This is a genomic window from Planctomycetota bacterium (genome assembly GCA_016207825.1).
Lineage (GTDB): Bacteria > Planctomycetota > MHYJ01 > JACQXL01 > JACQZI01 > JACQZI01.
Map to the genome: position 1 here is coordinate 1 of JACQZI010000023.1, position 23,921 is coordinate 23,921.

At 47.5% G+C, this 23,921-nt stretch carries 29 protein-coding genes; 26 read left to right on the forward strand and 3 right to left on the reverse strand.

Going from position 1 to position 23,921, the window contains the following annotated elements; all coding sequences use genetic code 11:
* On the reverse strand, positions 1–470 hold a 470-nt coding region (locus HY811_08245; protein ID MBI4834790.1), incomplete at its 3' end, for a hypothetical protein.
* 265 nt (positions 471–735) lie between these two features.
* Here HY811_08245 and HY811_08250 point away from each other — a divergent pair.
* The 13 genes from HY811_08250 (at position 736) to HY811_08310 (ending at position 12,489) form a co-directional block, all read left to right on the forward strand.
* Positions 736–2,607, forward strand: a complete 1,872-nt coding sequence (locus HY811_08250; GenBank protein ID MBI4834791.1) for a TonB-dependent receptor — start codon at positions 736–738, stop codon at positions 2,605–2,607.
* Between the two features lie 367 nt (positions 2,608–2,974).
* On the forward strand, positions 2,975–3,286 hold the full coding sequence (locus HY811_08255) for a helix-turn-helix domain-containing protein (protein MBI4834792.1): 312 nt from the start codon (positions 2,975–2,977) through the stop codon (positions 3,284–3,286).
* Positions 3,283–3,549, forward strand: coding sequence for a hypothetical protein (locus HY811_08260; protein ID MBI4834793.1), 267 nt, complete (start codon positions 3,283–3,285; stop codon positions 3,547–3,549). Before HY811_08255 ends, HY811_08260 begins: the two co-directional genes overlap by 4 nt.
* Positions 3,524–4,489, forward strand: coding sequence for a response regulator (locus tag HY811_08265; protein MBI4834794.1), 966 nt, complete (start codon positions 3,524–3,526; stop codon positions 4,487–4,489). Before HY811_08260 ends, HY811_08265 begins: the two co-directional genes overlap by 26 nt.
* A gap of 3 nt (positions 4,490–4,492) precedes the next feature.
* Complete coding sequence (locus tag HY811_08270) at positions 4,493–8,482, forward strand: PAS domain S-box protein (GenBank protein MBI4834795.1); 3,990 nt, start codon at positions 4,493–4,495, stop codon at positions 8,480–8,482.
* 182 nt (positions 8,483–8,664) lie between these two features.
* Positions 8,665–9,018 (forward strand): response regulator, encoded by a 354-nt coding sequence (locus tag HY811_08275; protein MBI4834796.1) that lies wholly within the window; start codon positions 8,665–8,667, stop codon positions 9,016–9,018.
* Between the two features lie 24 nt (positions 9,019–9,042).
* The gene (locus HY811_08280) at positions 9,043–9,435 is read left to right on the forward strand and encodes a hypothetical protein (GenBank protein MBI4834797.1); all 393 of its coding nucleotides are present in this window, start codon (positions 9,043–9,045) and stop codon (positions 9,433–9,435) included.
* Positions 9,436–9,463: 28 nt separating this feature from the next.
* Positions 9,464–10,024, forward strand: a complete 561-nt coding sequence (locus HY811_08285) for a tetratricopeptide repeat protein (protein MBI4834798.1) — start codon at positions 9,464–9,466, stop codon at positions 10,022–10,024.
* Between the two features lie 25 nt (positions 10,025–10,049).
* Entirely contained in the window at positions 10,050–10,241 is a 192-nt protein-coding gene (locus HY811_08290; protein MBI4834799.1) for a hypothetical protein, read from the forward strand.
* 177 nt (positions 10,242–10,418) lie between these two features.
* On the forward strand, positions 10,419–10,832 hold the full coding sequence (locus HY811_08295; protein ID MBI4834800.1) for a GIY-YIG nuclease family protein: 414 nt from the start codon (positions 10,419–10,421) through the stop codon (positions 10,830–10,832).
* Positions 10,833–10,929: 97 nt separating this feature from the next.
* Positions 10,930–11,175 carry a winged helix-turn-helix domain-containing protein gene (locus tag HY811_08300; GenBank protein MBI4834801.1) on the forward strand — a complete coding sequence of 82 codons (246 nt, stop codon included), beginning with the start codon at positions 10,930–10,932 and terminating at the stop codon, positions 11,173–11,175.
* 110 nt (positions 11,176–11,285) lie between these two features.
* Positions 11,286–11,588 (forward strand): hypothetical protein, encoded by a 303-nt coding sequence (locus HY811_08305; protein MBI4834802.1) that lies wholly within the window; start codon positions 11,286–11,288, stop codon positions 11,586–11,588.
* 241 nt (positions 11,589–11,829) lie between these two features.
* Positions 11,830–12,489: a Fic family protein gene (locus HY811_08310; GenBank protein MBI4834803.1), complete on the forward strand. Its 660-nt coding sequence runs from the start codon at positions 11,830–11,832 to the stop codon at positions 12,487–12,489.
* Here HY811_08310 and HY811_08315 read toward each other — a convergent pair.
* Positions 12,474–12,656 (reverse strand): hypothetical protein, encoded by a 183-nt coding sequence (locus HY811_08315; protein ID MBI4834804.1) that lies wholly within the window; start codon positions 12,654–12,656, stop codon positions 12,474–12,476. The genes HY811_08310 and HY811_08315 overlap by 16 nt on opposite strands.
* A 571-nt stretch (positions 12,657–13,227) precedes the next feature.
* Here HY811_08315 and HY811_08320 point away from each other — a divergent pair.
* The 13 genes from HY811_08320 to HY811_08380 all read left to right on the forward strand — a co-directional run bounded on the left by HY811_08320 (position 13,228) and on the right by HY811_08380 (position 22,447).
* Complete coding sequence (locus HY811_08320; protein ID MBI4834805.1) at positions 13,228–15,315, forward strand: response regulator; 2,088 nt, start codon at positions 13,228–13,230, stop codon at positions 15,313–15,315.
* Between the two features lie 223 nt (positions 15,316–15,538).
* Complete coding sequence (locus tag HY811_08325; protein MBI4834806.1) at positions 15,539–15,763, forward strand: zinc ribbon domain-containing protein; 225 nt, start codon at positions 15,539–15,541, stop codon at positions 15,761–15,763.
* A gap of 1 nt (position 15,764) precedes the next feature.
* On the forward strand, positions 15,765–16,034 hold the full coding sequence (locus HY811_08330; protein ID MBI4834807.1) for a hypothetical protein: 270 nt from the start codon (positions 15,765–15,767) through the stop codon (positions 16,032–16,034).
* Positions 16,031–16,492, forward strand: coding sequence for a hypothetical protein (locus HY811_08335; GenBank protein ID MBI4834808.1), 462 nt, complete (start codon positions 16,031–16,033; stop codon positions 16,490–16,492). The genes HY811_08330 and HY811_08335 overlap by 4 nt, the downstream gene beginning before the upstream one ends.
* Before the next feature lie 41 nt (positions 16,493–16,533).
* Positions 16,534–16,761 carry a hypothetical protein gene (locus tag HY811_08340; GenBank protein MBI4834809.1) on the forward strand — a complete coding sequence of 76 codons (228 nt, stop codon included), beginning with the start codon at positions 16,534–16,536 and terminating at the stop codon, positions 16,759–16,761.
* The gene (locus HY811_08345; protein ID MBI4834810.1) at positions 16,758–17,096 is read left to right on the forward strand and encodes a threonyl-tRNA synthetase; all 339 of its coding nucleotides are present in this window, start codon (positions 16,758–16,760) and stop codon (positions 17,094–17,096) included. Before HY811_08340 ends, HY811_08345 begins: the two co-directional genes overlap by 4 nt.
* A 250-nt stretch (positions 17,097–17,346) precedes the next feature.
* Positions 17,347–17,682 carry a hypothetical protein gene (locus HY811_08350; GenBank protein ID MBI4834811.1) on the forward strand — a complete coding sequence of 112 codons (336 nt, stop codon included), beginning with the start codon at positions 17,347–17,349 and terminating at the stop codon, positions 17,680–17,682.
* 139 nt (positions 17,683–17,821) lie between these two features.
* Positions 17,822–18,028: a hypothetical protein gene (locus tag HY811_08355; GenBank protein MBI4834812.1), complete on the forward strand. Its 207-nt coding sequence runs from the start codon at positions 17,822–17,824 to the stop codon at positions 18,026–18,028.
* A gap of 420 nt (positions 18,029–18,448) precedes the next feature.
* Positions 18,449–19,141, forward strand: a complete 693-nt coding sequence (locus tag HY811_08360) for a hypothetical protein (GenBank protein ID MBI4834813.1) — start codon at positions 18,449–18,451, stop codon at positions 19,139–19,141.
* 80 nt (positions 19,142–19,221) lie between these two features.
* Positions 19,222–20,157: a hypothetical protein gene (locus HY811_08365; protein ID MBI4834814.1), complete on the forward strand. Its 936-nt coding sequence runs from the start codon at positions 19,222–19,224 to the stop codon at positions 20,155–20,157.
* 225 nt (positions 20,158–20,382) lie between these two features.
* On the forward strand, positions 20,383–20,769 hold the full coding sequence (locus tag HY811_08370) for a response regulator (GenBank protein MBI4834815.1): 387 nt from the start codon (positions 20,383–20,385) through the stop codon (positions 20,767–20,769).
* 86 nt (positions 20,770–20,855) lie between these two features.
* A complete protein-coding gene (locus HY811_08375; protein ID MBI4834816.1) occupies positions 20,856–21,617 on the forward strand; it encodes a response regulator in 762 nt (253 codons plus the stop codon).
* Between the two features lie 5 nt (positions 21,618–21,622).
* Positions 21,623–22,447 (forward strand): response regulator, encoded by an 825-nt coding sequence (locus HY811_08380; protein ID MBI4834817.1) that lies wholly within the window; start codon positions 21,623–21,625, stop codon positions 22,445–22,447.
* A 137-nt stretch (positions 22,448–22,584) separates the two neighbouring features.
* On the opposite strand, the gene HY811_08385 is transcribed toward HY811_08380, so the two are convergent.
* Positions 22,585–23,883, reverse strand: a complete 1,299-nt coding sequence (locus HY811_08385; protein ID MBI4834818.1) for a hypothetical protein — start codon at positions 23,881–23,883, stop codon at positions 22,585–22,587.
* Positions 23,884–23,921: the final 38 nt, after the last annotated feature.

Here is a 23,921-nt window from a genome sequence, read left to right on the forward strand (position 1 = left end):
AACTGGTTGGTGCCGACGGTAATAGCAAACTGTTTGCTTACATTTGCCCCGCCGAAACAGTGGGCGGTCAAGGTGAAAGTGACAACTCCGGTCTGGGTGGGCGAGCCGACTATTTTTATCTGACCGGGCAAACGCGCGGTATAATAATTATAGCCCTGGTCATACCATTCAAAGGCTTCTGTGCCGTTCGGGTTTGTGGTTTGCAGGCTCATCCCGGCAGGCAAAGCACCGGCGGAGATTGTCCAGTAATAACCTGAGCCCGCGGGCCAATCGCCGTATTCTCCGTCAACTACCGTGGCGTTAAACACTGTGCCGTCTGCGGCATTAATTTGTGTATTATATGCAGTATTAAGCAAGGCATCAGGCAAGGGGGAATTTGTGGTGATGGTTGGGTCGGCAAAGGCGAGGTTTGCAGCGGCTATACATATTAATATAGTAATACTAAGGGTTGCTATTTTAGCTCTGCGCATATGAAAACTCCTTATATTATGCAGATTGATTATTCGTTAGAATGGGATTATAGAAATTCAGTTTATTTCTGTCAAGGATAATATTTACTATCTGCCTATTTTTCTTTATCTTTATTTAATATCTACCTGGCTGAAACATTTTCCGCCTAATGCCGACTTGTTTATACTTGCCGTATACCCGGCAAAGGGAAACAAAATCATCTTAATTCTTGCTTCTTCACTGCAAGAATGATATCGTATTTCCTCATTTCAGAAAGGAAAATAAATGAAACATCTTTTAGTAATATTCATCGTCATCATTTTGTTTTCACCGGCAACAGCGCCTGCCCATGCCGAAGAACCGGTTACTGCCGAAGAAATCGTGGTTACCGCCAAACGCATACCACAGCCTCAATCCGAAATACCGGATAATATTTCCATTCTCACGGCTGAAGAACTGGAACAAATGCCGGTAAATGACCTGGCTGAGGCATTAAATCTTGTAACCGGAGTAGATATCCAGGGCAGGGGCCAATTCGGGCAGCCTTCTTCCGTCACCATCCAGGGCTGCGAGGCACGCCACGTCCGCGTAATGGTCGACGGCGTCCTTCTCAATTCACAGGGTAACGCCTTTGCCGACCCTTCACAGATACCTATCGAAAACGTGGAACGGATAGAAATAATCAAAGGCGCTGCTTCATCTATCTGGGGTTCTTCTTTGGGAGGCGTAATTAATGTAGTAACCAAATCCCCTAAAGACCCTGTTTCCAAAGCCGGGCTGGGTTTATCATACGGCTGGGGGCCTTATGAATTCTGGAAACGCAATCTTGAGATTTCCGGCGCAACCGGGAAATTAGGTTATTATTTATGGGAAAGCAGCCTTGACACCAACGGCGAATTCCGCGACAATAGCGAAATCACCGACCGCCGTTTCAGCGCCAAGTTTAACTATGCCATTATGGATAATGCCTCCATTGAAGCCGCTTTCCATTATAACGGGGCGGATATCGGCGGATTCGAATTCACGACCCAGGGATTCGGCGAGGATTATTTATACCTTACCCGCTACGGCTACCTTAAATTTTCCCTTAATCCCAAAAGCTGGTGGGATATTAATGCCGCTGCCAAGTTTTCCAGCCAGTCAAGCACGCTGGAACGTTTTATGCTAAACACCGGCGCCGTCACCAAGGTTGATACAACAGACTCATTTTCCGGAATGGACATTGCCTCCAGGCTTACACCATTCAAAGGACACACTATTATCGCCGGGACAGATTTAGGGCGTGACAAACTGGAATCAGACCAGATTGCCGATGAAGAAATATTAAGGCGGCAGGGATATTATGCAAACTACACCATAATCCTGTCTGAAAGATACGATATAAACTTCGGCGGGCGTTATGACGACAACGCCGCTTTCGGCAAACAGTTCAGCCCTTCAGCCGGTTTGGTTTACCACCTGCCTTATTGGGAAACGGATATTCGCGCCTCGGCGGCAAAAGCCTTTAACGCACCGCCCTTGCTTTACAAATATATCAGCGGCAATCCCTTCCTGGTGGCGAACGAAACCCTTAAAGCCGAACGCGCCGTGGTGTATGAAGCCGGTGTCGAAACCAAACCGATAACCGGGCTCTGGCTCAAATTCTCCGCCTACCGGGCTGAGGTAAAAGACCAGGTCAATTTCGTTTTGGTCGTACCGCCGTGGACTTCCATGGCCGATAATATTGACCGCGTCCGGCGCCAGGGCATGGAGGCAGAAACAAATTATGATATCATGAAAAACCTTCAAGCTCAGGCAGGCTGGTCAATCAACCGTATCCAGAACCGTGAAACAGGAAAGATTGTCCAGGGCAACGGCGCCGCCCGCCTGACTTATAACTTAGGGCTTAATTATAATTATGGCGATAAATTAAACTGTAACCTCAAAGGACATTATCACTTCTGGAACCAGCCTGTTACCGCCAACCCATTAGACCGAAGGTTTATATGGGACGCCCATATAAATTACGATTTGAGTAACTTATTGGGTGAAAAATCAGGTAAACGTATAAACTGCTTCCTTAACATTTATAATATCTTTAACCGGCAATACTGGTATGACCAAATACTCCCTTTTCCAGGGAGGAGGCTGGAATTCGGGATGGGATACGATTTTTAACCCCTTCCTAACCATATACTTTACCCAACCACTTATAATTAAAGGAATTAGGACAAGGGCATTATAGGCCACCATTTACATTTGACTATTTTTCCCCATTTTTAGGGCAAAAACCGGTTTCATGCACAAGTTCTTGTGCATGATGCACAAGAACTTGTGCAAAAAAAGCCCTCCTTTCAGCCGCTTTTTGATTGATTTCTATTTTCCCTAAATTTATTTACACATCCTAATGTCTTATAAATCATAAGATAGAACGACAAAAATGAAAATATACGCAAAAAACGACAAAATTATACTCTTTTGGCACGAAAACTGCATAATATAACTGAAATAAGCTTAAATTAACATGATTTTAGGAGGGAAAAATATGTTATCACAACCTCTACCAAATACCATCTGGCGGCTTTTGACAGCCAAGGATATTGCCCCGCTTATAGGCGTCCACGAACGAAAGGTTTATCAATTAGCCCAGGAAGGCAAAATACCCGCCACAAAGGTTGGCGGCACCTGGCGCTTTGATGTTGATACCATCAAGAAATGGTTCAAAAAGCAAATGGTCAATAATTGCTCTCATAGCCCAAGCCGGAAAAGCTCATCGGACGGGCCGGCTCGCCCTGAGCTCCCCGCCGAAGGCTCACTGCCTAATAGCGAAGAGGACTCGAAAGGAAAAGCATCATGACTATTAACCAGATTACCCTTTCGAAAATAGCGCGCCTGTTTACGGACCGGCCGGAAACCCGGGTCACGGCGCGTGGAATAGCCGCCTACCTCGGGGAAAACACCATCGAGGTAGAAAAGGTGCTGGAATATCTGGTCCAAAACGCAGTGCTTATCTCAAACGGAGAAGGCGAATTTAAAGTTTATAAATACGCTAGGGCAATTCATCAAAACCGGATAGCAACAGAGAGGAAGCAACATGAATCACAAAATACTGGTTATTGACGACGACTCAGGGATAAGGGAATTCTTAAGAGAAACCCTCTCCAAGCTCGGCTACCGGGTTTTCTGCGCACAATCCGGCGAAGAAGCCGTGGAAACTGCCACCCGCAACACACCGGACCTGGCCATCTGCGATGTGGTAATGCCTAACATGGACGGGCTGGAAACCCTGAACCGCCTGAAAAAACTCAATACGGACATACCGGTAATAATGATAAGCGGCGTCAGCACCCACGAAATGCTCATCAACGCTATCAACCAGGGCGCACTGGATTTTATCTCCAAGCCCTTTAGCCTCATCCAGATTAAACAGGTAATCAAACAGGCGCTGAACCAACGGGCAAATAAACCAGCGGACGGTCGCTCACCCATGACCCACCTCATGCGCGAAGGATATCTTACATTATTAAGCATGGTCAATACTATGCTCGAAATAAAAAATTCGTACCTGCGTAACCACAGCCAAAAAGTAGCGGAACACTCCCACCGGATTGCCATGGCAATGAAACTGCCCGATGAACAGGTTGAGGTAATCCATTACGCCGCGCTCCTGCATGATATCGGCAAGGTCGGCGTAAACGATGCGGTGCTCCTGAAACCGGGCAAGCTCGATGAATACGAATGGCTTGATATCAAATCCCACCCCCTTATCGGCCGGAGCATGATAGAACCGATAAAACTATTCCGAGCCGAAGAACCGCTGATATACCACCATCACGAATGGTTTGACGGCACGGGATACCCGGATAAACTAGGCGACGAAAAAATACCGTTGGGGGCGCGGATAATCAGCATTGCCGACGCCTATGACGCAATGACCTCCGAACGCCCTTACCGCAAGGCAATGGTTCCCAAAACCGCCCTGAAGATAATCGAGGAATCATGCGGAAAGCAGTTTGACCCTAAAATAGGCAAGACGTTTATTAGCATAGTTAAGGAGTAAATCGTGACAGAATATCTTTCGGAAAAACCGCTCTTACTACGGACCAGGAAAAATGTAATCGTTACATTAAGGGGTATCGTTTTTGCCATCATTTACCTGATTCTCCTCCAGGAACGCGGGCTCCACCACCTGCCCATAGCATTCTGGGTAATTACTTTATTATTCGTCATCTCGGAATTCGTATACATCTTCGAGAGCCACACACACTTTCTTATCCAGCGCATCTTGGGCTGGATTTTCATTTTCGATGCGGTCTTAATCGGGCTGGCCATATATTTCCTGTCCGTAAAATCAACCCTGCTTTTTATCGCCTATTTTTCCGTGATTGCCATTGCCGCCATCTCCAAAAGCGTCCGGATGGCTTTCATCATCACCTTCCTGATAAGCGTTTTTTACCTGTTTCTCTCCATCCAACAGGGTAATTTTATCTTTACTGAATTTATTACCCGCCCCCTCTTCTTTTTCGGAGTCGCTATCTTTGCCAGCTACCTTTCCGAAGAAAGCTCCACCCACCGCAGGGAACAAAAGAAAACCGAAGAGATGATAAAAAACATACCTTATACCGGCAGTTACCAAAGCAACTTTAAAGGCGATTTCGTTTATGTAACCGAATCATTTGCCCGGATGCTCGAATACGACTCCCCGGAAGAATTAAAAAGCGTAGATATCTTAAAACTGTATAAAAACCCGGAAGATAGGACACGCTTGATGAAAGAGCTTAAAAGAAGCGGCCATGTTACCGGCTTTGAGGTCGAATTGCTTACCAAGACGGGAAAAACCAAGCATCTGCTCATAAACGGCATATTGGAGGGGGAAATCATATCCGGAGTAAATATGGATATCACCGAACACAAGAAAGCGGAAAAGGAAATAGCCATGCGTTCCACCCTCTTGGATAACGCGACGGATTCTATTTTCGTCCATGACGAAAACGGCCGGTTCATCTACGCCAATAAAGCCGCTTACGAAACACGCGGCTACACCAAAGAAGAATTCATGAGAATTTCCCTCGCCGATTTGGATACGCCCGAATACGCCAGGCTAATCCCGTTGCGCATGAAAGAAATATCGGAAAAAGGCAGCCTGATGTTCGAAGCCGCCCATCGCAAGAAAGACGGCTCCATCATGCCCCTTGAAATCCATGTCTCGACCATTGGATTGGGCGGCAAACAATATTTCCTGTCCGTCCTGCGCGATATCACCGAACGCAAGAAAGCGGAAGAAACACTGCGTAAAAGCGAAGAACACTTCCGCTCCTTATTCAATAATATGCTGAACGGTTTTGCCTATTGCCGGATGATATTCGAAAACGGCAAGCCGAAAGATTTTGTCTGTCTCGACGTCAACAGCGCCTTCGAATCGCTGACCGGGTTGAAAAACGTGGTCGGCAAAAAAGTAACCGCACTCATACCGGGCATCAGGGAATCAAGCCCGGATATATTTGAAATCTACGGCCGGGTGGCGCTGACCGGCATCCCTGAACGCTTTGAAACCTACGTTGAAGGCTTGAAAATGTGGTTCGCGGTTTCGGTCTACAGCTCGCAAAAGGAGCACTTCGTCGCGGTCTTTGACGTTATCACCGAACGGAAATTGGCTGAAGAAAAAATCAGGAAAAGCCGGGATATAGAAGCCGCCATCAATTCAATCCTTAAAATCTCCCTTGAAAACATCCCGCTTGAGGATATCCTGAGGAAAACGCTTGATGCCATCCTTTCCATTCCATGGCTGTCTCTTCAATCGTGCGGGGCAATATTCCTTACGGAAGGGACGGATACCCTGGTAATGAAAACACAGAATAACATCCATCCGGGATTACTGGAAAAATGCGCCCGCATCCCTTTCGGCAAGTGCGTATGCGGGAAAGCCGCCTCCAGCCGGGAAATCCAGTTCTGCGATAAGATTAACCAAGAACACGAAACCACTTACCCGGGCATAATTCCGCACGGGCATTACTGCGTCCCGATTGTCTTCAATAATAAGACTCTCGGCGTCATCAACCTCTATATAAAAGAAGGGCAAAAACAGGACGAAAAAGAAGTAGAGCTCCTTTCCGCAATCGCTAATACGCTTACCGGCATTATCCAGCGCAAACAAGCTGAAAAAGAACTCGTCCAAAACGAGGAAAAATTCCGCTCGCTCGTCCAGAACCTCTCGGATATCATCATCGTCATGGACGATAAAATGGCGGTCAAATATATCTCACCCTCGGTGGAAAGTATCCTCGGTTATAAACCTGATGATTTTATCGGCAAATCACCCATGGACCATGTCCATCCAAACGATATCTCCTCAACCGCGGAATCATTCGCCGAAACCCTGAAAAAACCCGGCATTAACCCGCCCTTTAACCTGCGCATCAGGGATAAAAAAGGCAAGTGGGTCTGTTTTGAAACCATCGGGAATAATCTCCTCGGTAATCCTGTTATCAACGGAATCGTGGTGACTGCCCGCGACGTCACCGAACAGCAAAGGGCCCATGAGGAAATGCATAAGCTTTCCAACGTGGTCGAACAAACCGCGGACCTCGTCCTTATCACGGATAAAGATGGCTTTATCCAGTACACCAACCCGGCTTTCGAAAAGCTCACCGGCTATAAAGGAAAAGAGCTTGCCGAAGGCAAAACTCCCAGGATCCTTAAATCCGAGCGACACGATAAAACGTTTTATGAAAATATGTGGCGCACCATCCTTTCCGGCAAGCCCTTCAGCGCGGAGTTTACCAACCGGAAAAAGAACGGGGAATTGTATTACGAGGAAAAAACCATCACCCCCGTAAAAGACGCGCGCGGCATTATTACCAGCTTCGTCTCTATCGGAGACGATATCACCGCACAAAAGAATATGGAAAACCAGCTCATGCAATCACAGAAAATGGAAGCCGTCGGCTCCCTGGCCGGGGGAATCGCCCATGACTTCAACAACATCCTCACCACCATCCAGGGGTATACGGATTTGGTCATGGAGGAACTGGACAGGCAATCGCCCCTTTACGAAGATATGGAGCATATCAAAAACGCCTCGCGCCGGGCAACCAAGCTAACCCATCAACTCCTGCTTTTCAGCCGTAAAAAACCCAGGGAGCTTGCCAATATAGATATCAATACCATCATTGATAATATGCTCCCCATGTTACAGCGGATGATAGGCGAAAATATAAAGATATTGCCTGAACTGGCGGCCGGGCCATCCATGATAAAAGCGGATGAAGGCAATATCGAACAAGTCCTTATGAATACAGTGATAAACGCCCGCGACGCTATGTCCAAAGGCGGCATCATTAATCTTAAAACGGAAAACTTATCCATAGACGAGGAATACTGCAAAAACGTAATACAGGCGCGGCCCGGCGAGTTTATCTGCCTTTCCATCACCGATACCGGAGCCGGCATCGATAAGGGAACAATCTCCCGTATCTTTGAACCGTTTTTCACTACAAAAGAAAAAGGCAAAGGCACCGGGCTGGGGCTGGCAACCGTTTACGGCATCGTCAAACAACATCAAGGCTGGATAAATGTCTATAGCGAACCCGGCCACGGAACCACCTTCAGGGTTTACCTGCCGGTAACCAAGGAAACGACGCAAACGAAAAAGAAATCCGATATAATCACGCCGGAAAAAGGCAATGGGGAAAAGATACTCCTGGTGGAAGATGACGATGCCATACGCGACTTCACCTTTAAAATACTCAGCAAAAACGGCTATCACGTATCGCCCGCTTCCATGGTAAAAGAGGCGCTGGATATCTTCCTCAAAGAAAAAGGGGGTTTTGACCTCTTGTTAAGCGACATGGTCCTGCCGGATAAAACCGGACTTGAACTGGCCGAACAGCTGCGCACGGCCAAACCTAACTTGCCGATTATTATGTCGAGCGGATATACGGATAATAAAATCGGGTTAAACGGCCCGGCGGAAAAAGGCTATAAATTCATCCAGAAACCCTATAATACCTTACATCTATTAAAAATGATAAAGGAGACCCTTATAAGTAAGTAGCGAGTAACCAGTAGTCAGTAGAAAGATAACAGGAAAAGGGAAAAAGAAAGGAATTATATTAATCAGATAAATCCGCCCTGCTCCGAAATATTATATTAATAAGGAGTTCCCGACGAAGGAGCGGGGCTAAATCCGTTGAGAGCACGAAATCCCCGATGAGGGGGTGTACAGAAAGGAAAACCATGAAAAAGATATTAGTAGTTGATGATGATATCGCCATCCTGGGCGTCTTAGACCGCCTGCTCAGCAAAAAGGGATATAAAATAATTTCGGCATCAGACGGTGCAACCGCCTTGGTAAAGGTAATGGAACAATCGCCTGATTTGGTAATCCTCGATTATAAAATGACCCTGGTAGGCGGGCTTGAGGTATTAAGGAAGACAAAGGCGTTTAACGGCAAAATCAAAATAATCATGCTGACCGGCTTTGCCACCGAGGGACTGGAAAAAAGCGCCCGCGATTTCGGTGCGGACGGATTCCTGGAAAAAGGAATACCGACCGATTCATTGGTTAAATCTATTGAAGCTATGCTCTAAACATCGGGCAGAAAGGAATAAATCATGGACACTGCGATTAAAGAAATTCAGATTGTCATGATAGATAAGGATAAGATTGAAAAGAACGACTCCTTTTCCAACGCCTACAGTTATCCTTTCAAACTTACCTCCACGCCGGATGCTGTCTGGGTGGAACAATTCGTTAAAACCTATGACACGGTCGAAGACCCCAAAAAAAGGAAAATGTATGTAGCCGACGATTATATCATGCTGATTATGGCGGCCGATGACAACAAGCAAAAGCACATAGATATCGTCAAATGCCTGGTCTTTGAAACGAACAGCCGATACAAGAAAATATGCCGGGAAAAACAAGACAGGGAAGCCAAACAACAGCAAGACAAGGACAACCAATTACTCAACTTAAAAGATGAAACGGCTAAGTTTAATATTTAACATCGACTTGAAAGGAACTTATAAACATATGACCAACAAAATATTTATTCTCTGTGTTCTCTGTGCCTCTGCGGCAATCATTACTGGATGCGGCATTCCCCCGCCGCTTGCTGCGGAAAACCCCTACCTTGCCGGAGCAAAAGAATATGAAACCAGCGGCGACTACGACAAGGCGATTAACGAATACACCCTGGCAATCGGGCATGATATCAATAATGCGCTCCTTTACCAGTGCCGCGGCGATGCCTACGCCAAAAAAGGGCATGATGACCTGGCGATTTCCGATTATACCAGGGCCATCGCGCTTCACCCGGAATTCTATTTCGCCTATTACTCGCGCGGAATCTGCTACCGAAATAAAAAGGATTATGATTCGGCCATCGCCGACCAGTCCAGGGCGCTCGAACTCAAACCGGACTTTGCACAATCATACTGCGAACGGGGATGGTCATATCACGCCAAATGCTCGTATGATATGGCAATGGACGATTTCAGGAAGGCGCTGGAATTAGACCCGCATAATAACAAGGCGCAAAAGACCAAGGATACATTGGAAAAAATGATAAAGACAAGCGACCCGCAGGAATGAAAGACGAGGGACGAAAGGGAAAAATATGGCCGGACAAAAATCAATTGGCAACCAGTATGAAACGTGCAAATATGCAACCACTGCCTCAATCAACAGCGTTGCGGATAAAACGGCAGGGAAAGCAATCAAACGGCCCTGGTGCAAACTGCAAAGGAATACCCTGCTCCGGGGGCCGCGGTGTTTCAGTGAAAAATGCAGCGCGCATGAGGAAAAATGAAAACTAAAGACGCATGGCGAGAAACGGGAAAAAAATATTACGGAATTAAAAAATTTGGTACCCGCCTGACCGGGAGCGTCGGGCAAGTTGACTTTTTTTTATAAATATGTATAATGGGCATTATCACACCGTGGTGCAGGACATAAAAAGCCCAAAGTAAATTAACAAGGAGCTTTTATGGACAGCAAAACGATACATCTTAAGTTCGAAGTGTGCCGGCGCGAACCGAATATCGGGAAAATCCCCGAAAAGCCCGGCATCTACGTCGTCTATGAATGTTCGCACGCCATCTTGGCGGATACCCTCGACCTGCTCGATGTGGTTTATATCGGCTCGGCGACTAATGCCAACGGACGGATTGCGCATCACGAGAAATGGACCGAATGGAGAAAGCATTGCGGCGATTCAAACCAGCTCTGCTTCTTTTTCGCGCCGATTGCGAAAGACAGGAAAAGGACCGAGGCCGCGCTTATCTACAAGCATAAGCCGCCGGTTAATGATGAATACAAGCATGAATTCCCGTTCGGGGAAACCACGATAATCCTTAGCGGCAAGACCGGATTGTTGCGCACGTATTTTACGGTCAGATGAAAATAAATCTTTGGCTGTTTAAAAAATTACCTATTGACTTTTCCGGTTTTTGTGTATAATAGTCATAATAACTATAAATTAAGTAAATAGAGAGGGGGTGAAAAAGATGCAAAAGGAAATCGGGGAAAATGCCGGCAAGCTCTGGCATGTTCTGGGCAAAAACGGGGAAGTCCCTTTGGCGAACCTTCCCAAATTAACCAGCCTTAAAGAGGCGGAGGCCTATCTGGCCGCCGGCTGGTTGGCGCGGGAAAACAAGGTCAGGTTCAACAATAAGAACAAAAACCATTACGTGGCTTTGACCGAAGGAGAACTGAACGCTTATAAGCGGACAAGTTCCAAATAACGAATCGTCGGCAGGTCCCAATCCCGACCCCCGCGCTTATGGGGAGTTGGGGTTGGGTCACGGACGAAGGGAAAAAACACTCGATAGCAGTTAAAAGAAAGGAGCTATTTATGGGCATGCACCAACCGGTCGATATGTTCGACCCGCAAAAAATCATCCAGGAGGTCTTCAAGCTGAACAAGGCCTATTGGCTGAACTCCATGGAAATGATGGCGGCCTTCCAGGACCAGGCGATGTCGGTCGTTAATACCATGATGGAACAGGGAATGGTCACCCAGCAAGGCAGCAGGAAGGCCTTCCAGGACTGGCTGGAAAAGGCAAAAGAGGCGCAGGAAGAATACGCCGAGACCATGAAGACCAACCTGAAAAAAGCCGAGGCGATGTTTAATCCGAACGCGAAGACGGAAAAGTAAGCGTCTCTCGCAGGTTCGTCCCTCGTCTTTCGTGGGTTCGTCCCTCGTAGGCTCGTCCCTCGTCTCTCGTAGGCTCGTCCCTCGTAGGTGTATCTCAATGGGATAATGAGGCAGGAGAAAGGAAGGAATTGAGCATGCGTAGCCTTTGGCGGAGTCCCGACGAAGGCATCGGGGTGCTTCTTCGTGAACTTAGCGGGAAAAGACTTTTTCCGGTTTTTGCGTATAATAGTATAATATAATTATGGCAAAAAACAGATATCAGACAAACGGCTTAGCGGAAAACCAGCCAGCCCGACAGAATTGGTCTGGCGGGTTCGAGTCCGGTTCAGGCAAGCGGGTCTTGAAGAACCTGCCCGGCATAAAATCCAGGCGTCTTATTGAAAAGGAAGAAACCATCGCCCTCTTTAAAACCGAAGAATGGGCTTCCGGCTTTTTCTCCAAAACCCACCGTTTTACCGCGGATGATATCCGGAAAGTCCATAAGGTGTTCCTGGGCAAAATCTATCCCTGGGCAGGCAATTACCGCAATGTCAATATCAGCAAAGGCGATTTCCCCTTTGCCTTTACCCGTCAAATCCCGCATTTAATGGAAAGCTTTTCCCGTGATATTTTAGCCGAATACACGCCCTGCACTTTCAAGGACAAGGAAAAGATAATAGAAGCCATAGCCGTCGTCCATGCGGAATTGTTATTGATACATCCTTTCAGGGAAGGCAACGGCAGGCTCGCCCGTTTATTGGCTAACCTGATGGCGTTCCAGGCTGATTTGCCGTCCCTTGATTTCGGGATTATCAAAGGTAAAACCAGGTTAAAGTATTACCGGGCGATTCAAAAGGCATTGGCCAAGAATTATGAACCGATAAAGGACTTGATAAAGAAAGCTCTTCAACGCGCTTTATGATTACGTGCTGAAGAACGTCTGGCTGTTTGCTGTAGGTCGCTGCAATAGATGCCTTCTATACGGGAGGAGGCAATGGTATCGCGTATGAACATTTTAAGGCGGCTCCGGCTCTTTTTAAGATACGGGTTGGTATCAATGAGCCGCTTGCCGTTGCCGTTGGTTTTCATGGCAATATTATAACATAGGAGAAAGGAAAAGACAAGTAAAAGATGAACACCCCGCTCCAATTTAATATTATTAATAGGGAGTCCCCGCCAGTAGGCAGGGGGCGAATCGCACGAATAGGAACGAATACCACGAATTAATTAATCCCCTCTAACAAGAGGGGAATAAAAGGGATGTGTTATAATCCGCGGAATCCGCCCTGCTCCGAAATATTATATTAATAAGGAGTCCCCGACGAAGGAGCGGGGCTAAATCCGTTGAGAGTACGAAATCCCCGACGAGGGGGTTGAGAGCACGAAATCCCCGATGAGGGGGTGTACAAAAAATGAATAAAGAGCTCCGAAATTACGGTACGTCTTAAGGCGGCTGACCGCCTCTACCGGCAGGCAATGAGTCCGTCCGTTGCCAAAAATCATGAAAGAAGAAAGTAATATGCAATTTGACGCCCAAGTTGTTAAGGCGTTTTTAAGTAGTATTTAATCCAAAAAAAGAAGATTATATAGGAACATAAAGGGCGGTGCGAAGCCGCCAAGATACAATATATAAATATTGCAACATGAGAAAGTGAAAATTATGGCACAATTAAAAAGCACCGCCGAAAAACAGGGCATCAATATCGCAAACGACCCGGTTGTCCAGGATATCATAGATTCTTTCCCGTTTTATGTCATGCTGGTCGACGAAAACCACCATATCGTCATGGCAAACGAAAAGGTCAAAGACGTATTAGGCGTCAACCCCAAGGAAATTATCGGACAGCATTGCGCCAGGGCAATCCACGGTATCGACGGTCGGTATGACGGCTGCCCGCTCGAAGAATCCATGGAAAAAGGCGGCTGTGCAGTCGAGAAGGAAATATTCGAGCCTAAATTAGGGCGCTGGTTCAAATCCGCAATTTATCCTACGGATTACCGGACCGAAGGCGGCAAAAAAATATTCGTCCACATGACCCACGATATCACTGCCCAAAAAGAGGCCGAAGAAGAAATCAGGCACAACTACGACATACAGAGCGCGGCAAACGCCATCCTGCGCCTTTCACTGCAGGATATCACGACAGAACAGTTCCTCCAGAAAGCGCTTGAGCTGATACTGGGCATTCCCTGGCTTGTGTTCGAGAGGAAAGGATGCATATTCCTGGCCGACGAAAATTCCGGTTCGCTGGTCATGGTCGCGCAGCACGGGCTTACCGAATCTATCCGCAATGCCTGCGCCCGGCTTCCGTTCGGCAAATGCATCTGCGGGCAGGCCGCCGTGAAACGCGAATTGCAGTTCGTCAATAAGATAGACAAACGCCATGAAATAAGCTACGAAAATATCACCCCGCACGGCCATTACTGCAACCCGATTCTCCTGAACAATAAAACGGTCGGGGTGATTAATCTCTACATTAAAGAAAGCCATCCTTTCAGCCGGAAAGAAAAGGAGTTCCTGGACGCCATATCCAATACCCTGGCCGGTGTAATCCAGCGCCACGTAATCCAGCAGGAAAAAGAAAAGATGCAGGGACAGCTTATCCAGGCGCAAAAGATAGAAGCCATCGGCACCTTGGCCGGCGGCGTGGCGCACGACTTCAATAATATCCTCGCGGCTATCAGCGGCAATGCCCAGTTAATCAGGATGAACCTTTCGCCGGAAAACGAAAACTACCAATTGACGCAAGCTATCGAGAGCTCCTCCCAGAGGGGCGCCACCTTGACCCGGAAACTGCTCGATTTCACCAGGAAAGCGACAACCATGACCACGGCCTCCATAAACCTGAACGAAACCATCAATGAGGTAATCGAACTCCTCAAACGCACCATCGAGAAAAACGCCGTTATCACGCTGAACCTCGCCCCCTCTTTGCATAATATTACCGGCGACCCCTCGCAAATATACCAATCTATCCTGAACCTGTGCATCAATGCCCGCGATGCCATCATGGAACGCGGCAAAGGTGAAATAATCATAGAAACCTGCAACAAGGACTTATCCGCCGATGATATCAAGCTCTATCCCAAGGCGCAGCCGGGCAGGTATGTCATGCTGGCGGTTTCGGATACCGGAATCGGCATGGACCAGGAAACCGTCCGGCACATCTTCGAACCGTTTTTTACCACCAAACCTATAGGCAAAGGCAGCGGGCTGGGATTATCGGTAACCTACGGCATTATCAAATCCCATAACGGCTTTGTCACGGTTTACAGCGAAAAGAACATCGGCACCAGCTTTAAAATATATTTCCCCGCCAACGGTGGACAGGCCGCCGCAAAACAGGAAGCCCCGAAAAGGGAAACCGCCCTGGCAAAAGGCAAAGGCTCTGTGCTGATTGCCGATGACGAAGAGCCTATCAGGAAGATGGCAAAAACCCTGCTGGAGCGCGCCGGCTATGAAGCCGTAATCGCCGCGGACGGTGAAAAGGCCTTTGAAATATACCGCCAACAGAAAAACCGGTTTGATATGGTCCTCCTGGATTTAATCATGCCCGGCTGGAGCGGGCTGGACACCCTAAAAGCCATGAAGAAGATTAACCCGAAAGTGAAAGTCCTGATTTCCTCCGGCTATAGCAGTGACGGCACGAATGAGGAAATAATCAATTTGGGGATTAACGGATTCATCCAAAAACCTTATATCATCAAGGAATTACTGGAAGAGATAAAAAGAATCATGGCGCAGTGAAACGAATACGGAAAGAAAACATGAACACCCCGAATAACCCCGCTCCTTCGTCTCGGGGGCACCTGTCTGCCGTAGCACAGGCAGGCCCGATTATCGGGAGTCCTCGTAGGGGGTCGGGAGTCCCTGAGGGTAGGCATTGGGTGGTGAAAAGACTTTTGCCGATTTTGCGTATATTAGTGTGAATAAAGAGCCCCGATGTAATCGGGGAGCAAAGGAGAAAAATATGGCGTTAATAAAGTGCCCTGAATGCCAGTACGATGTTTCTGATAAAGCGGCTTTTTGCTTAAAGTGTGGATATCCTTTTCAAACCAAGAAAACGAGCAAAACCCCAGAAAACCCTGTCCCATACTCTAGGTTTAAGGAAGTAAATGATAAAAACAAAGTGCTTATGGAAGAAAACAGCAAGTTGAAAGAAAAAATTAAAGAATCAATAAAGAAAGGAGAGTAAAATGCCTACTTTACAAGAATTAGCACAAAGGTATTTAGAAAAACTACGGACTGCAAATAACATAACGATTGCGGCCGAAGAGATTATTGAAGAAATGGAGAAATTGACTTATAGCAACTCAAATACGCCTATTTCAAGTGAGGATAAAAAACTAATTCTTAATAGTATGCTGACTATAAAAGATAAAGTTGTAATTAAAGAAGCAGATAATAAGAATTATCTTCAAATGATTAACTATATTAGACAAAGATTGGAAGGAGGCAAAAAATGACTGTCTATGAAATAATCTCAACCGTTATAGCCATTGGAGCATTTGTGGTTTCGTTTATTGCCCTACGAAAATCAAGTTCGGCATCTACAGCCAATATTGAACTGTATATAAACGAACGAATTACCAATACGAAAGAAAAAGTAAGTGAAATATCTATAAAAATAGCCGATTTACCAGCAATAATGGGTTCTGCACATCCTGCCTATAATAAAACCATTGAAGCGTATAAAAATATATTTGATTCTACTGTTGAGAATAATTTGAATGCTTATGAAAATGCCTGCGCTATATATATAGATGGTAAAATCGACAAAGATAGGTTTAAGAAAACTTACAAAACAGAAATAAGACAACTTGTTGAAAATGAAGGAATGAAAAGGTATTTTGAACCTGCAACCACATCAAGATTTAAAGCAATACTTAAAGTATATAAAGAATGGGAAGATTTAGAGAAATAGACTCTATTAAACAGAAAGACTCATAATCAAGGAGGATTAATATGCCTAATAAATGCCCTAAATGTGGTCGTTTTTTAGCCGAGGATGAAACTCACTGCTCTTGTGGTTATAAAGATGATGTTGAACTTAAAACAACTGGCGGCTTGGTTGGTGGTGCCATTCTTGGTGCTTCTATCGGTGGCTTGCCTGGTGCAATCATCGGAGGTATTATTGGTGGTATTCTTGGGAATGAAGCAGGCAAATCAAAGCAGGGAGGTAACAAAAAATGATAAACCTAGATAAAATTGTTACTATTCCATCTATCATATTAAGCGGCATTTTAATAATTATCTATCTTATCCGATGTCTTCAACGAAAAACAACACCAAGGTTAACTATTATTATAAATTGCTTTTTTATTGGCAGTGGTATTGTATGCGGTATTTTACTCTTTGCTAGCTCTATTCTCCCTGATTTACGTTCAGTACTATCTAATATTGATTTATACATCGCAATAAGTGGAGTTGCTGTATTATGTGTTTCAATTATCCCCATTAAAAATGAAGTATTTTTATATTCAAAATCTAAAGAAGATGTATCCGGTAATTCTGACGACACAAAATAGATTAAGAAGTAGTATGCTATTCGGGAGACGCCTTACCGAATTGGGGAATTGAGTAAGGCGTCCCCGGAATTCGCCAAAGGGTAATAAGGAATATTGTATTGGAATTTTGACTGATTGGGCGATGCTGTTTCACCTTTTAGTAACAATAGCACTAGTATTTATTGTATGTATGAGATATGTAATCCGGTGACACCCGTCCCGACGTTACGTCGGGACGAGGCAGGCAATACTAATTATGGAGGATTTGATTATGCCGAAAGATAAGATAAAAAAGATGGCTGACTCTGAAACAATGCAGTGGTTCAAGAACTCTATCATGGCAAGCCCACGGTCCTGCGCAAAAATGAAGGAAATCGTTACCTATTACCTGCATAAGCGAATCCTCAAAGCCAGGCATCCGGATATACACCAGCTCCGGGAAGCCGAAAATCTTCTGCATCTAATCTCCGTGGCTGAGAAAACATTCAAAGACGCTAAGATTGTCAACGGCAAGGAGTTGTTTGAATACGCTGACGATACAAAAAAATACAGGCCCATGGATGATAAACCAAAATGGGAAACCAAACATAAATTCAAAGTTCAATAGTTCATATGTTCAATAGGCAGGATGAATCCTGAAATTAATGAAGTATCCCGCGCCACGACGCGAATGATTCAGTCAAGTGGGCGTCGGGAAGCGGGATCTACGGCCCCCCGAAAGCTTTCGGGGCGCCTTCGAGGAGGTGATGTTTAATGTGAGTGAGTCACGCTGGCAAAACATGGAACAGGCTCAGGCTAAGCTTGATGCCCTCTTCAGGGAATTGGTTGACTACCCCGGCTTCGGAGAACTCCACGTCGATGTCAAAACCCTGAAAAAAGGCGACAAGGAAGTGGTCTTGTCATCCGGTAAGCAATACCGCTTTGTGCTTAAACTCAAGAAAGAAACCGGCTAAAAAAATGACGCTGGACCCTGCGACGCAGGGGTATCCAAGGGCGATGTTTCGGCCGCCCGCATGGGCGAGCCTCGGCCCCGACATAATGTCGGGGAGGGCATATCGAAAATCACCTGCCCGAATGGCTCGTTCAGGCGGGCCTCTCAAAATCATAGGTTATCTTAGTAACCCGGAAATATAACCCGAATTGCTGGCAATCTAACCCGAATTGCTGGCAATCTAACTCGTATTGCTGGCAATCTAACTCGTATTGCCGACAATCTAACACGGATTGCCAACAATCTAACACGGATTGCCAACAATCTAACACGTATTGCTGGCAATCTAAACTGTATTGTCAGCAATCTAATCCGTATTGCTAACAATCTAACCCGGATTGCTAACAATACAACCTGTTTGAAGAGAAAGGAGAAGTGAATTATGGGATTGACAAGAAAAACGGACTGGATACCGACCCAGAACGACGACATTTATAACAAGGTGAAGAGTTACCTGGAGCTGATTGCGGCAAATAAGGTTGCCTGGGGCATACCGGACATCGCGATTACCCCGCTGACTGACCTCCAGGCCGAATTTAACCCGCTCTATGACAAGATTCAGGATAAGCGCCGCCGGACCAGCGCGGATGTCACGGACTTCCGGGACTGCAAAAAGCGCCTGCTGGACGAGTGGAGGGCATTCCATAAGGAAAACGTCCGCGGTAACCGGAAAATCAGCCCTGGAGACCTGTCCATTTTAGTCGGCAAGGAATATGACACCGAGCCGACGCCCAGGGCCAAGATTGAGCTCACCCCCTATGTCAACCTCAAGCCCGCCGCCAGCGGCGTCATTGAAGTCCGGTCACAAACCGAAAAAGACGCCACCCGGGTGAGCATGCTCGCAATCGCCGACGGAATTGAATGCCGGTACGCCATCGTGCCCAAAGGCGAGATGCCGCCGTCCGGCTACGAGGATGCCAAAAGCACCGTCGTATCCAGAAAGGCGCGCTTCACCATCACCGTAGGCGACAAGAACTCCGGCGACAGTTTTTACGGCTTTTTCCGCTGGGTGAATACCAGCAGTCCCGATAAATCGGGTCCCTGGACCAAGGCGATTCATGTGGTAATTGCGTAGCGTAGAGCATAGGGGCTTAGAGCATGGAGTTACTATACGCTCTATGCTCTTTGCTCCATGCTTTGAAAGGAGTTTGAATTATGGCATTAAATCCAGGTGAAGTAAAGACCGAACACATCTCAACCGGCGCGGTAACCACCCCGAAGATTGGGGAGTTGCAGGTTACAAGTTCCAAGTTACAAGACGGAAGTGTCAAGACAGAAAAAATCGCTACCGGCGCGGTGACCGGCTCAAAAATCGCCGATGGCACGGTCTACGGGTCTAAGTTGCGCGACGGCGCGGTCAAGGCTGAAAAGATTGCCGCCGGTGCAGTCACGACCGCTAAGATTGGAGAGTTACAAGTTACAGGTTCCAGGTTACAAGACAAAGCAGTAACCACAGAAAAGATTGCCACGGGAGCGGTGACCACGGTAAAAATCGCCAATGGCTCGGTCACTCCGGCAAAACTTTCCTTCACTCCCCCATCTGTCGCCCGGCCTCTTGTGCCGCCCTTGGTCGCCGCGGAATTAGGCACCAATTGTGTGGAGGAGGATAAGATTGCGGCTGGCGCAGTAATCAGCAGCAAGTTAGCAGTAAACAGTGTGGAGACGGACAAGATAAAAGACGGGGCGGTCACTCCGGCGAAATTGTCTTTTACACCAGCTGGCGGCTCGCAGATAGTCGATTTCAGCCAGAACCTGCCGGTCTACCAAAACGCGGGGAGTGACGATTTCGGCTTGCAGGTGGATTTATCCGCGCTTGTGCCGGACGGGGCTAAGGCAATCTTCGTCGAGCTGGAGCATCAGGCGGGCCAGGTGATGAACTTCGGCGCGATTGCCTGGGTGGGCGGGCCGTCCAATTACTACGCGGTGAGAGCCGCTTTATTGGCGGGAACAACGGATACCGGATATCCGGTTTGTAACGCGGGCAAGGTGGAGCTGGCCGTCAAGACGCCGACCAGGAAAGTCTTCGTCACCGCGGAAAGGAACGGGAAACAAACCACAGTAAACGTATACCTATTGGGTTGGATAATATAAAGGAAGTATCCCGACGCTTCGGTCGGGACGCTTGATTATGTTTGATTATTGTAGAAGCGGGATGGGTAATTTGAAACAATGACCCCGCACCTACTTTACGAGAGCCGGCACTAAACTATAGTAGAGGTGTTGTAGGGTTGTTTTACAAAAGTAGGTGCGGGACATTAATACCCGCTTATTTATTTGACTTGATAAACGCCAATTATTAAGATAGTGTAAATTTTTATGCCTATGCCTTATTCGAAACCGGTGATAATGGTAGTGGATGACGACCCGGATGTTTGCGCCCTATTGAAACATTCCCTGGTCAACCACAAATGGGAAGTGAGCGTTTTTGAAAACCCGCAAGCCGCCCTCGAATACGGGAAGAACAACCGGATTGACCTGGTAATAACGGATATTAATATGCCCCAGATGACCGGGCAGGAATTAATCCGGGAAATAAAAAGCGCCAAGCCGGAGATTCCGGTCATCGTCATGTCCAGCGCGATTAACCCGTATATCATGGAAGAAACCGCCCTGCACGGGGTGGTGGATTATTTCAGGAAGCCTTTTGACCTGACCGCGCTTAAAAACCGGATTATGGCAAAACTCTCCCTGGCTTCTGAATAACTCAAGTTTTCCAATCTTAGGATAATCACTCACGGCGTATTAGTATTTTCTTGCAAAAAATATGCTAAAATGGTGCAATAGGGGTCATGCAAAAAGTTCATGTCATGGTGATTGACGACGACCTGGCTATCCGGGAGTTATTATACCGCATCCTTGCCAAGAAGGATTATGAAGTGACCACCGCGGTCGGCGCGGAACAGGCATTGCAATTGCTGGAGAAAGAGAAGCCCGATTTAATCGTGGTCGATTTGAAAATGCCCGGAATGGACGGCCTCTCATTCGTAAAGAAAATCCGCACCTGGGATAAAAGCCTGCCGATAATCATGCTGACCGGGTTCGGCGATGAGCTGGTCGAACTGGAAGCTAAAAAAGCCGGTGTCCAGGCTTTCTTGAGGAAAGACATGGGCATAAACCTCTTCACGGAATCGGTCAATAAGCTAATCGACCCGAAACGCCTCGCCCAAAAACGGGAGGCGAAACGCGATTACATCATGGTCGTGGACGACGACGCGGAAGTCCGCTCTTTGCTCCAAAAATTCCTGGTGAAAAAGGATTACGAAGTCGCCTCTTTCCAGACGGCTGAACAAGCGCTGGAAGAAATCGATAAAAGGAAGCCGCACCTCGTGCTGCTGGATATCAACCTGCCCGGAATGGACGGCATCACCGCGCTGAAGAAACTGAAAGAAAACCATAAAGATATCGGCGTCATCATGATAAGCAGCAATACGGAACTGGAAACCGCGAAACAATCCGTCTCCATGGGCGCTTATGATTACATCATGAAGCCTTTTAACATGGAATACCTGGAACTGTGCGTCTTGACCAAGATATTTTTGGGGGAAAACTGAATCCTATGACAGAGGAAAACGACGACCATAAAATAGAAGGCGCCATCAGGAAAGTCCTGGTCGTGGATGACGACCCGGAAATAAGGGACCTGCTTTACCGGGTGCTTACCAAGGAAAATTACCAGGTGGCGACCATGCCAAGCGGTTCGGCGGCGCTGGAGTATCTTAAAAACCAACGGCCGGATATCATTCTCCTCGACCAGCGCATGCCCGGAATGGACGGACTGGAGACACTTAAGCAAATCCGGGAGTTCGATAAGGACCTGCCGACCATCATGCTGACCGGTTACGGGACAGCAGACCTGGAAATTGCCGCGCTGAAAATGGGCATGAGCGATTTTTTAAGGAAAGGCTCTTCCGCCCCGAAACTCTTAAAGACCATGGATGAGGTGATAAAGAAACAAAAAGCAATCCAGGCCGGCAAACAGCCCAAACAGGGAGGCGGGAACATAATCATCGTGGATGACGAGGCGGAAATCAGGCAGCTTATGGAAAAATTCCTCCTGAGGCAGGGTTATACGGTCAGGAATGCCCGTTCAGGTGAAGAAGCACTGGAGATATTGAAGAAAGGCGAGTTCAAGCCTGATTTAATATTGATGGATATAAAATTAACCGGCATGGACGGCCTGGTTACGCTCAAGGAAATCAAAAAGCTTAATAATGCTTTAGGGGTAATCGTAGTAAGCGGAGAGCTTGCCCCGCAGATTAAACAACAGGCGCTGGAATTGGGCGCGCTGGATTATATCTATAAACCGGTCGATTTGGAATTACTGCACCTGACCATCCGCATCCGTGCTTCTGAAGCACAGTCAAACCGGGTGAATTCATAATACGTTGCTTCTTCCACCGGGCGGAAATTCATGCGTGGATTTTCTCTTTGACAGTGACGGGGGTTTTCAAGCCACGGGAGGCTAAGAGTCTACGAGGCTAAAAGAGGGAGTGGATTCCGCAGGATGCGCCCCCCTCTTTATTCATACCTGGCCAAGGTGAAATAGAAATTGACGCCGTCAGGAGAGCTGTAGCCGCCGATTACCAGCTTGCCGTCCGCCTGTATTTTCAAGGCATAACCATTGGCCTGAATACCGACTAGCTCCAGTATTATGCCATTAGTGCCGAAGGCGCTGTCAATCGTCCCGTTGGAGTTGTAGCGCGCCAGGAGGAATTTGGTAACCGCCGCACTGCCGGCAAAGCCCCCCACCACTATCTTGCCGTCCGCCTGCACGGCGATTGAGGCGTATCCGACAGTGGTATATGTGGGAATGGCGATGAGAACCGACCCGTTCGTGCCGAAGGCCGTATCAAGCGTCCCATTGGCATTATAGCGAAGAATCACGCCGTAATATTCGGCCGCCGGCCCTTTGGTGAATCCGCAAATGAGAATCTTGCCATCATCCTGGAGCGCCAGGTCGTAGGCGGAATCATCGTTGCCTCCGGTCCCCAGCGTAGTGGTGACCACCCCGTTCGTGCCGAAGGCCGTATCAAGCGTCCCGGTAATGGTGTAACGCGCCAAGCCGATAGACTTATTGTTCCCGCCGCCGGCCGCCAGAATAGTGCCGTCATGCAGGATTTCCACAGCCCTGAACCCGGTTAAAACGGAGCTGGTAACCACCCCATCCGTATCAAAGGTTAGGTCAAGCGCCCCGCTTGCGGTGTAGCGCACCAGGACAGAGACAAAATCAAGCCCGCTGGCGGACGTGCCGCCCAGGATAATCTTGCCATCCGCCTGTATCTTCACATCACTAGAGGAGCAAGACGTCCCGACGGTCGTGGTAACGATTCCGTTTATGCCGAATGCCGCGTCAAGCGCACCGGTAATAGTATAACGCGCCAGGTCGATTATATTATCGCCGCCGACGGTGCCGTATCCACCGGCGACTATCTTGCCGTCCGCCTGGAAGGCGAGAGAATTGCACGCATCGCCCGGCGTTAAGGTCGTGGTCACCACTCCGGCCGTGCCGAATGCCGCGTCAAGCGCGCCGCTTGCGGTGTAGCGCGCCAGGGTGAAAAACTGGTTGACTCCATTATAGGCAGACCCGCCCCCCACTATCTTGCCGTCCGGCTGGATACCTAACGCATTGAGAGCGGAGGAAGGCGCCAGGACGGCGGTGGTAACTACGCCGCTTGCGCCGAAATCCGTATCCTTGATACCGGCCGGATTGATGAGCGCGCTCGAACCGGCGGTTATTTCTTCGACTTCGCCGCTGGAACAGCCGCCGTAGCAGGCAATGGCCAAGGCAGAGAATATTATTATCAACGTATTTTTCATGTAAATCCCTTTCTTAAACACAGGAAACTTCACACAAA

Excerpts from the sequence above, each read along its gene's own strand:
- HY811_08385 (MBI4834818.1), bottom strand. The coding sequence starts at position 23,883 with ATGAAAAATACGTTGATAATAATATTCTCTGCCTTGGCCATTGCCTGC.
- HY811_08330 (MBI4834807.1), top strand. The coding sequence starts at position 15,765 with ATGCCTACTTTACAAGAATTAGCACAAAGGTATTTAGAAAAACTACGG.
- HY811_08250 (MBI4834791.1), top strand. The coding sequence starts at position 736 with ATGAAACATCTTTTAGTAATATTCATCGTCATCATTTTGTTTTCACCG.
- HY811_08320 (MBI4834805.1), top strand. The coding sequence starts at position 13,228 with ATGGCACAATTAAAAAGCACCGCCGAAAAACAGGGCATCAATATCGCA.
- HY811_08340 (MBI4834809.1), top strand. The coding sequence starts at position 16,534 with ATGCCTAATAAATGCCCTAAATGTGGTCGTTTTTTAGCCGAGGATGAA.
- HY811_08335 (MBI4834808.1), top strand. The coding sequence starts at position 16,031 with ATGACTGTCTATGAAATAATCTCAACCGTTATAGCCATTGGAGCATTT.
- HY811_08370 (MBI4834815.1), top strand. The coding sequence starts at position 20,383 with ATGCCTATGCCTTATTCGAAACCGGTGATAATGGTAGTGGATGACGAC.
- HY811_08260 (MBI4834793.1), top strand. The coding sequence starts at position 3,283 with ATGACTATTAACCAGATTACCCTTTCGAAAATAGCGCGCCTGTTTACG.
- HY811_08275 (MBI4834796.1), top strand. The coding sequence starts at position 8,665 with ATGAAAAAGATATTAGTAGTTGATGATGATATCGCCATCCTGGGCGTC.
- HY811_08365 (MBI4834814.1), top strand. The coding sequence starts at position 19,222 with ATGGCATTAAATCCAGGTGAAGTAAAGACCGAACACATCTCAACCGGC.
- HY811_08375 (MBI4834816.1), top strand. The coding sequence starts at position 20,856 with ATGCAAAAAGTTCATGTCATGGTGATTGACGACGACCTGGCTATCCGG.
- HY811_08345 (MBI4834810.1), top strand. The coding sequence starts at position 16,758 with ATGATAAACCTAGATAAAATTGTTACTATTCCATCTATCATATTAAGC.
- HY811_08355 (MBI4834812.1), top strand. The coding sequence starts at position 17,822 with ATGTTTAATGTGAGTGAGTCACGCTGGCAAAACATGGAACAGGCTCAG.
- HY811_08325 (MBI4834806.1), top strand. The coding sequence starts at position 15,539 with ATGGCGTTAATAAAGTGCCCTGAATGCCAGTACGATGTTTCTGATAAA.
- HY811_08285 (MBI4834798.1), top strand. The coding sequence starts at position 9,464 with ATGACCAACAAAATATTTATTCTCTGTGTTCTCTGTGCCTCTGCGGCA.
- HY811_08295 (MBI4834800.1), top strand. The coding sequence starts at position 10,419 with ATGGACAGCAAAACGATACATCTTAAGTTCGAAGTGTGCCGGCGCGAA.
- HY811_08310 (MBI4834803.1), top strand. The coding sequence starts at position 11,830 with ATGGCAAAAAACAGATATCAGACAAACGGCTTAGCGGAAAACCAGCCA.
- HY811_08380 (MBI4834817.1), top strand. The coding sequence starts at position 21,623 with ATGACAGAGGAAAACGACGACCATAAAATAGAAGGCGCCATCAGGAAA.
- HY811_08350 (MBI4834811.1), top strand. The coding sequence starts at position 17,347 with ATGCCGAAAGATAAGATAAAAAAGATGGCTGACTCTGAAACAATGCAG.
- HY811_08290 (MBI4834799.1), top strand. The coding sequence starts at position 10,050 with ATGGCCGGACAAAAATCAATTGGCAACCAGTATGAAACGTGCAAATAT.
- HY811_08360 (MBI4834813.1), top strand. The coding sequence starts at position 18,449 with ATGGGATTGACAAGAAAAACGGACTGGATACCGACCCAGAACGACGAC.
- HY811_08315 (MBI4834804.1), bottom strand. The coding sequence starts at position 12,656 with ATGAAAACCAACGGCAACGGCAAGCGGCTCATTGATACCAACCCGTAT.
- HY811_08305 (MBI4834802.1), top strand. The coding sequence starts at position 11,286 with ATGGGCATGCACCAACCGGTCGATATGTTCGACCCGCAAAAAATCATC.
- HY811_08255 (MBI4834792.1), top strand. The coding sequence starts at position 2,975 with ATGTTATCACAACCTCTACCAAATACCATCTGGCGGCTTTTGACAGCC.
- HY811_08280 (MBI4834797.1), top strand. The coding sequence starts at position 9,043 with ATGGACACTGCGATTAAAGAAATTCAGATTGTCATGATAGATAAGGAT.
- HY811_08265 (MBI4834794.1), top strand. The coding sequence starts at position 3,524 with ATGAATCACAAAATACTGGTTATTGACGACGACTCAGGGATAAGGGAA.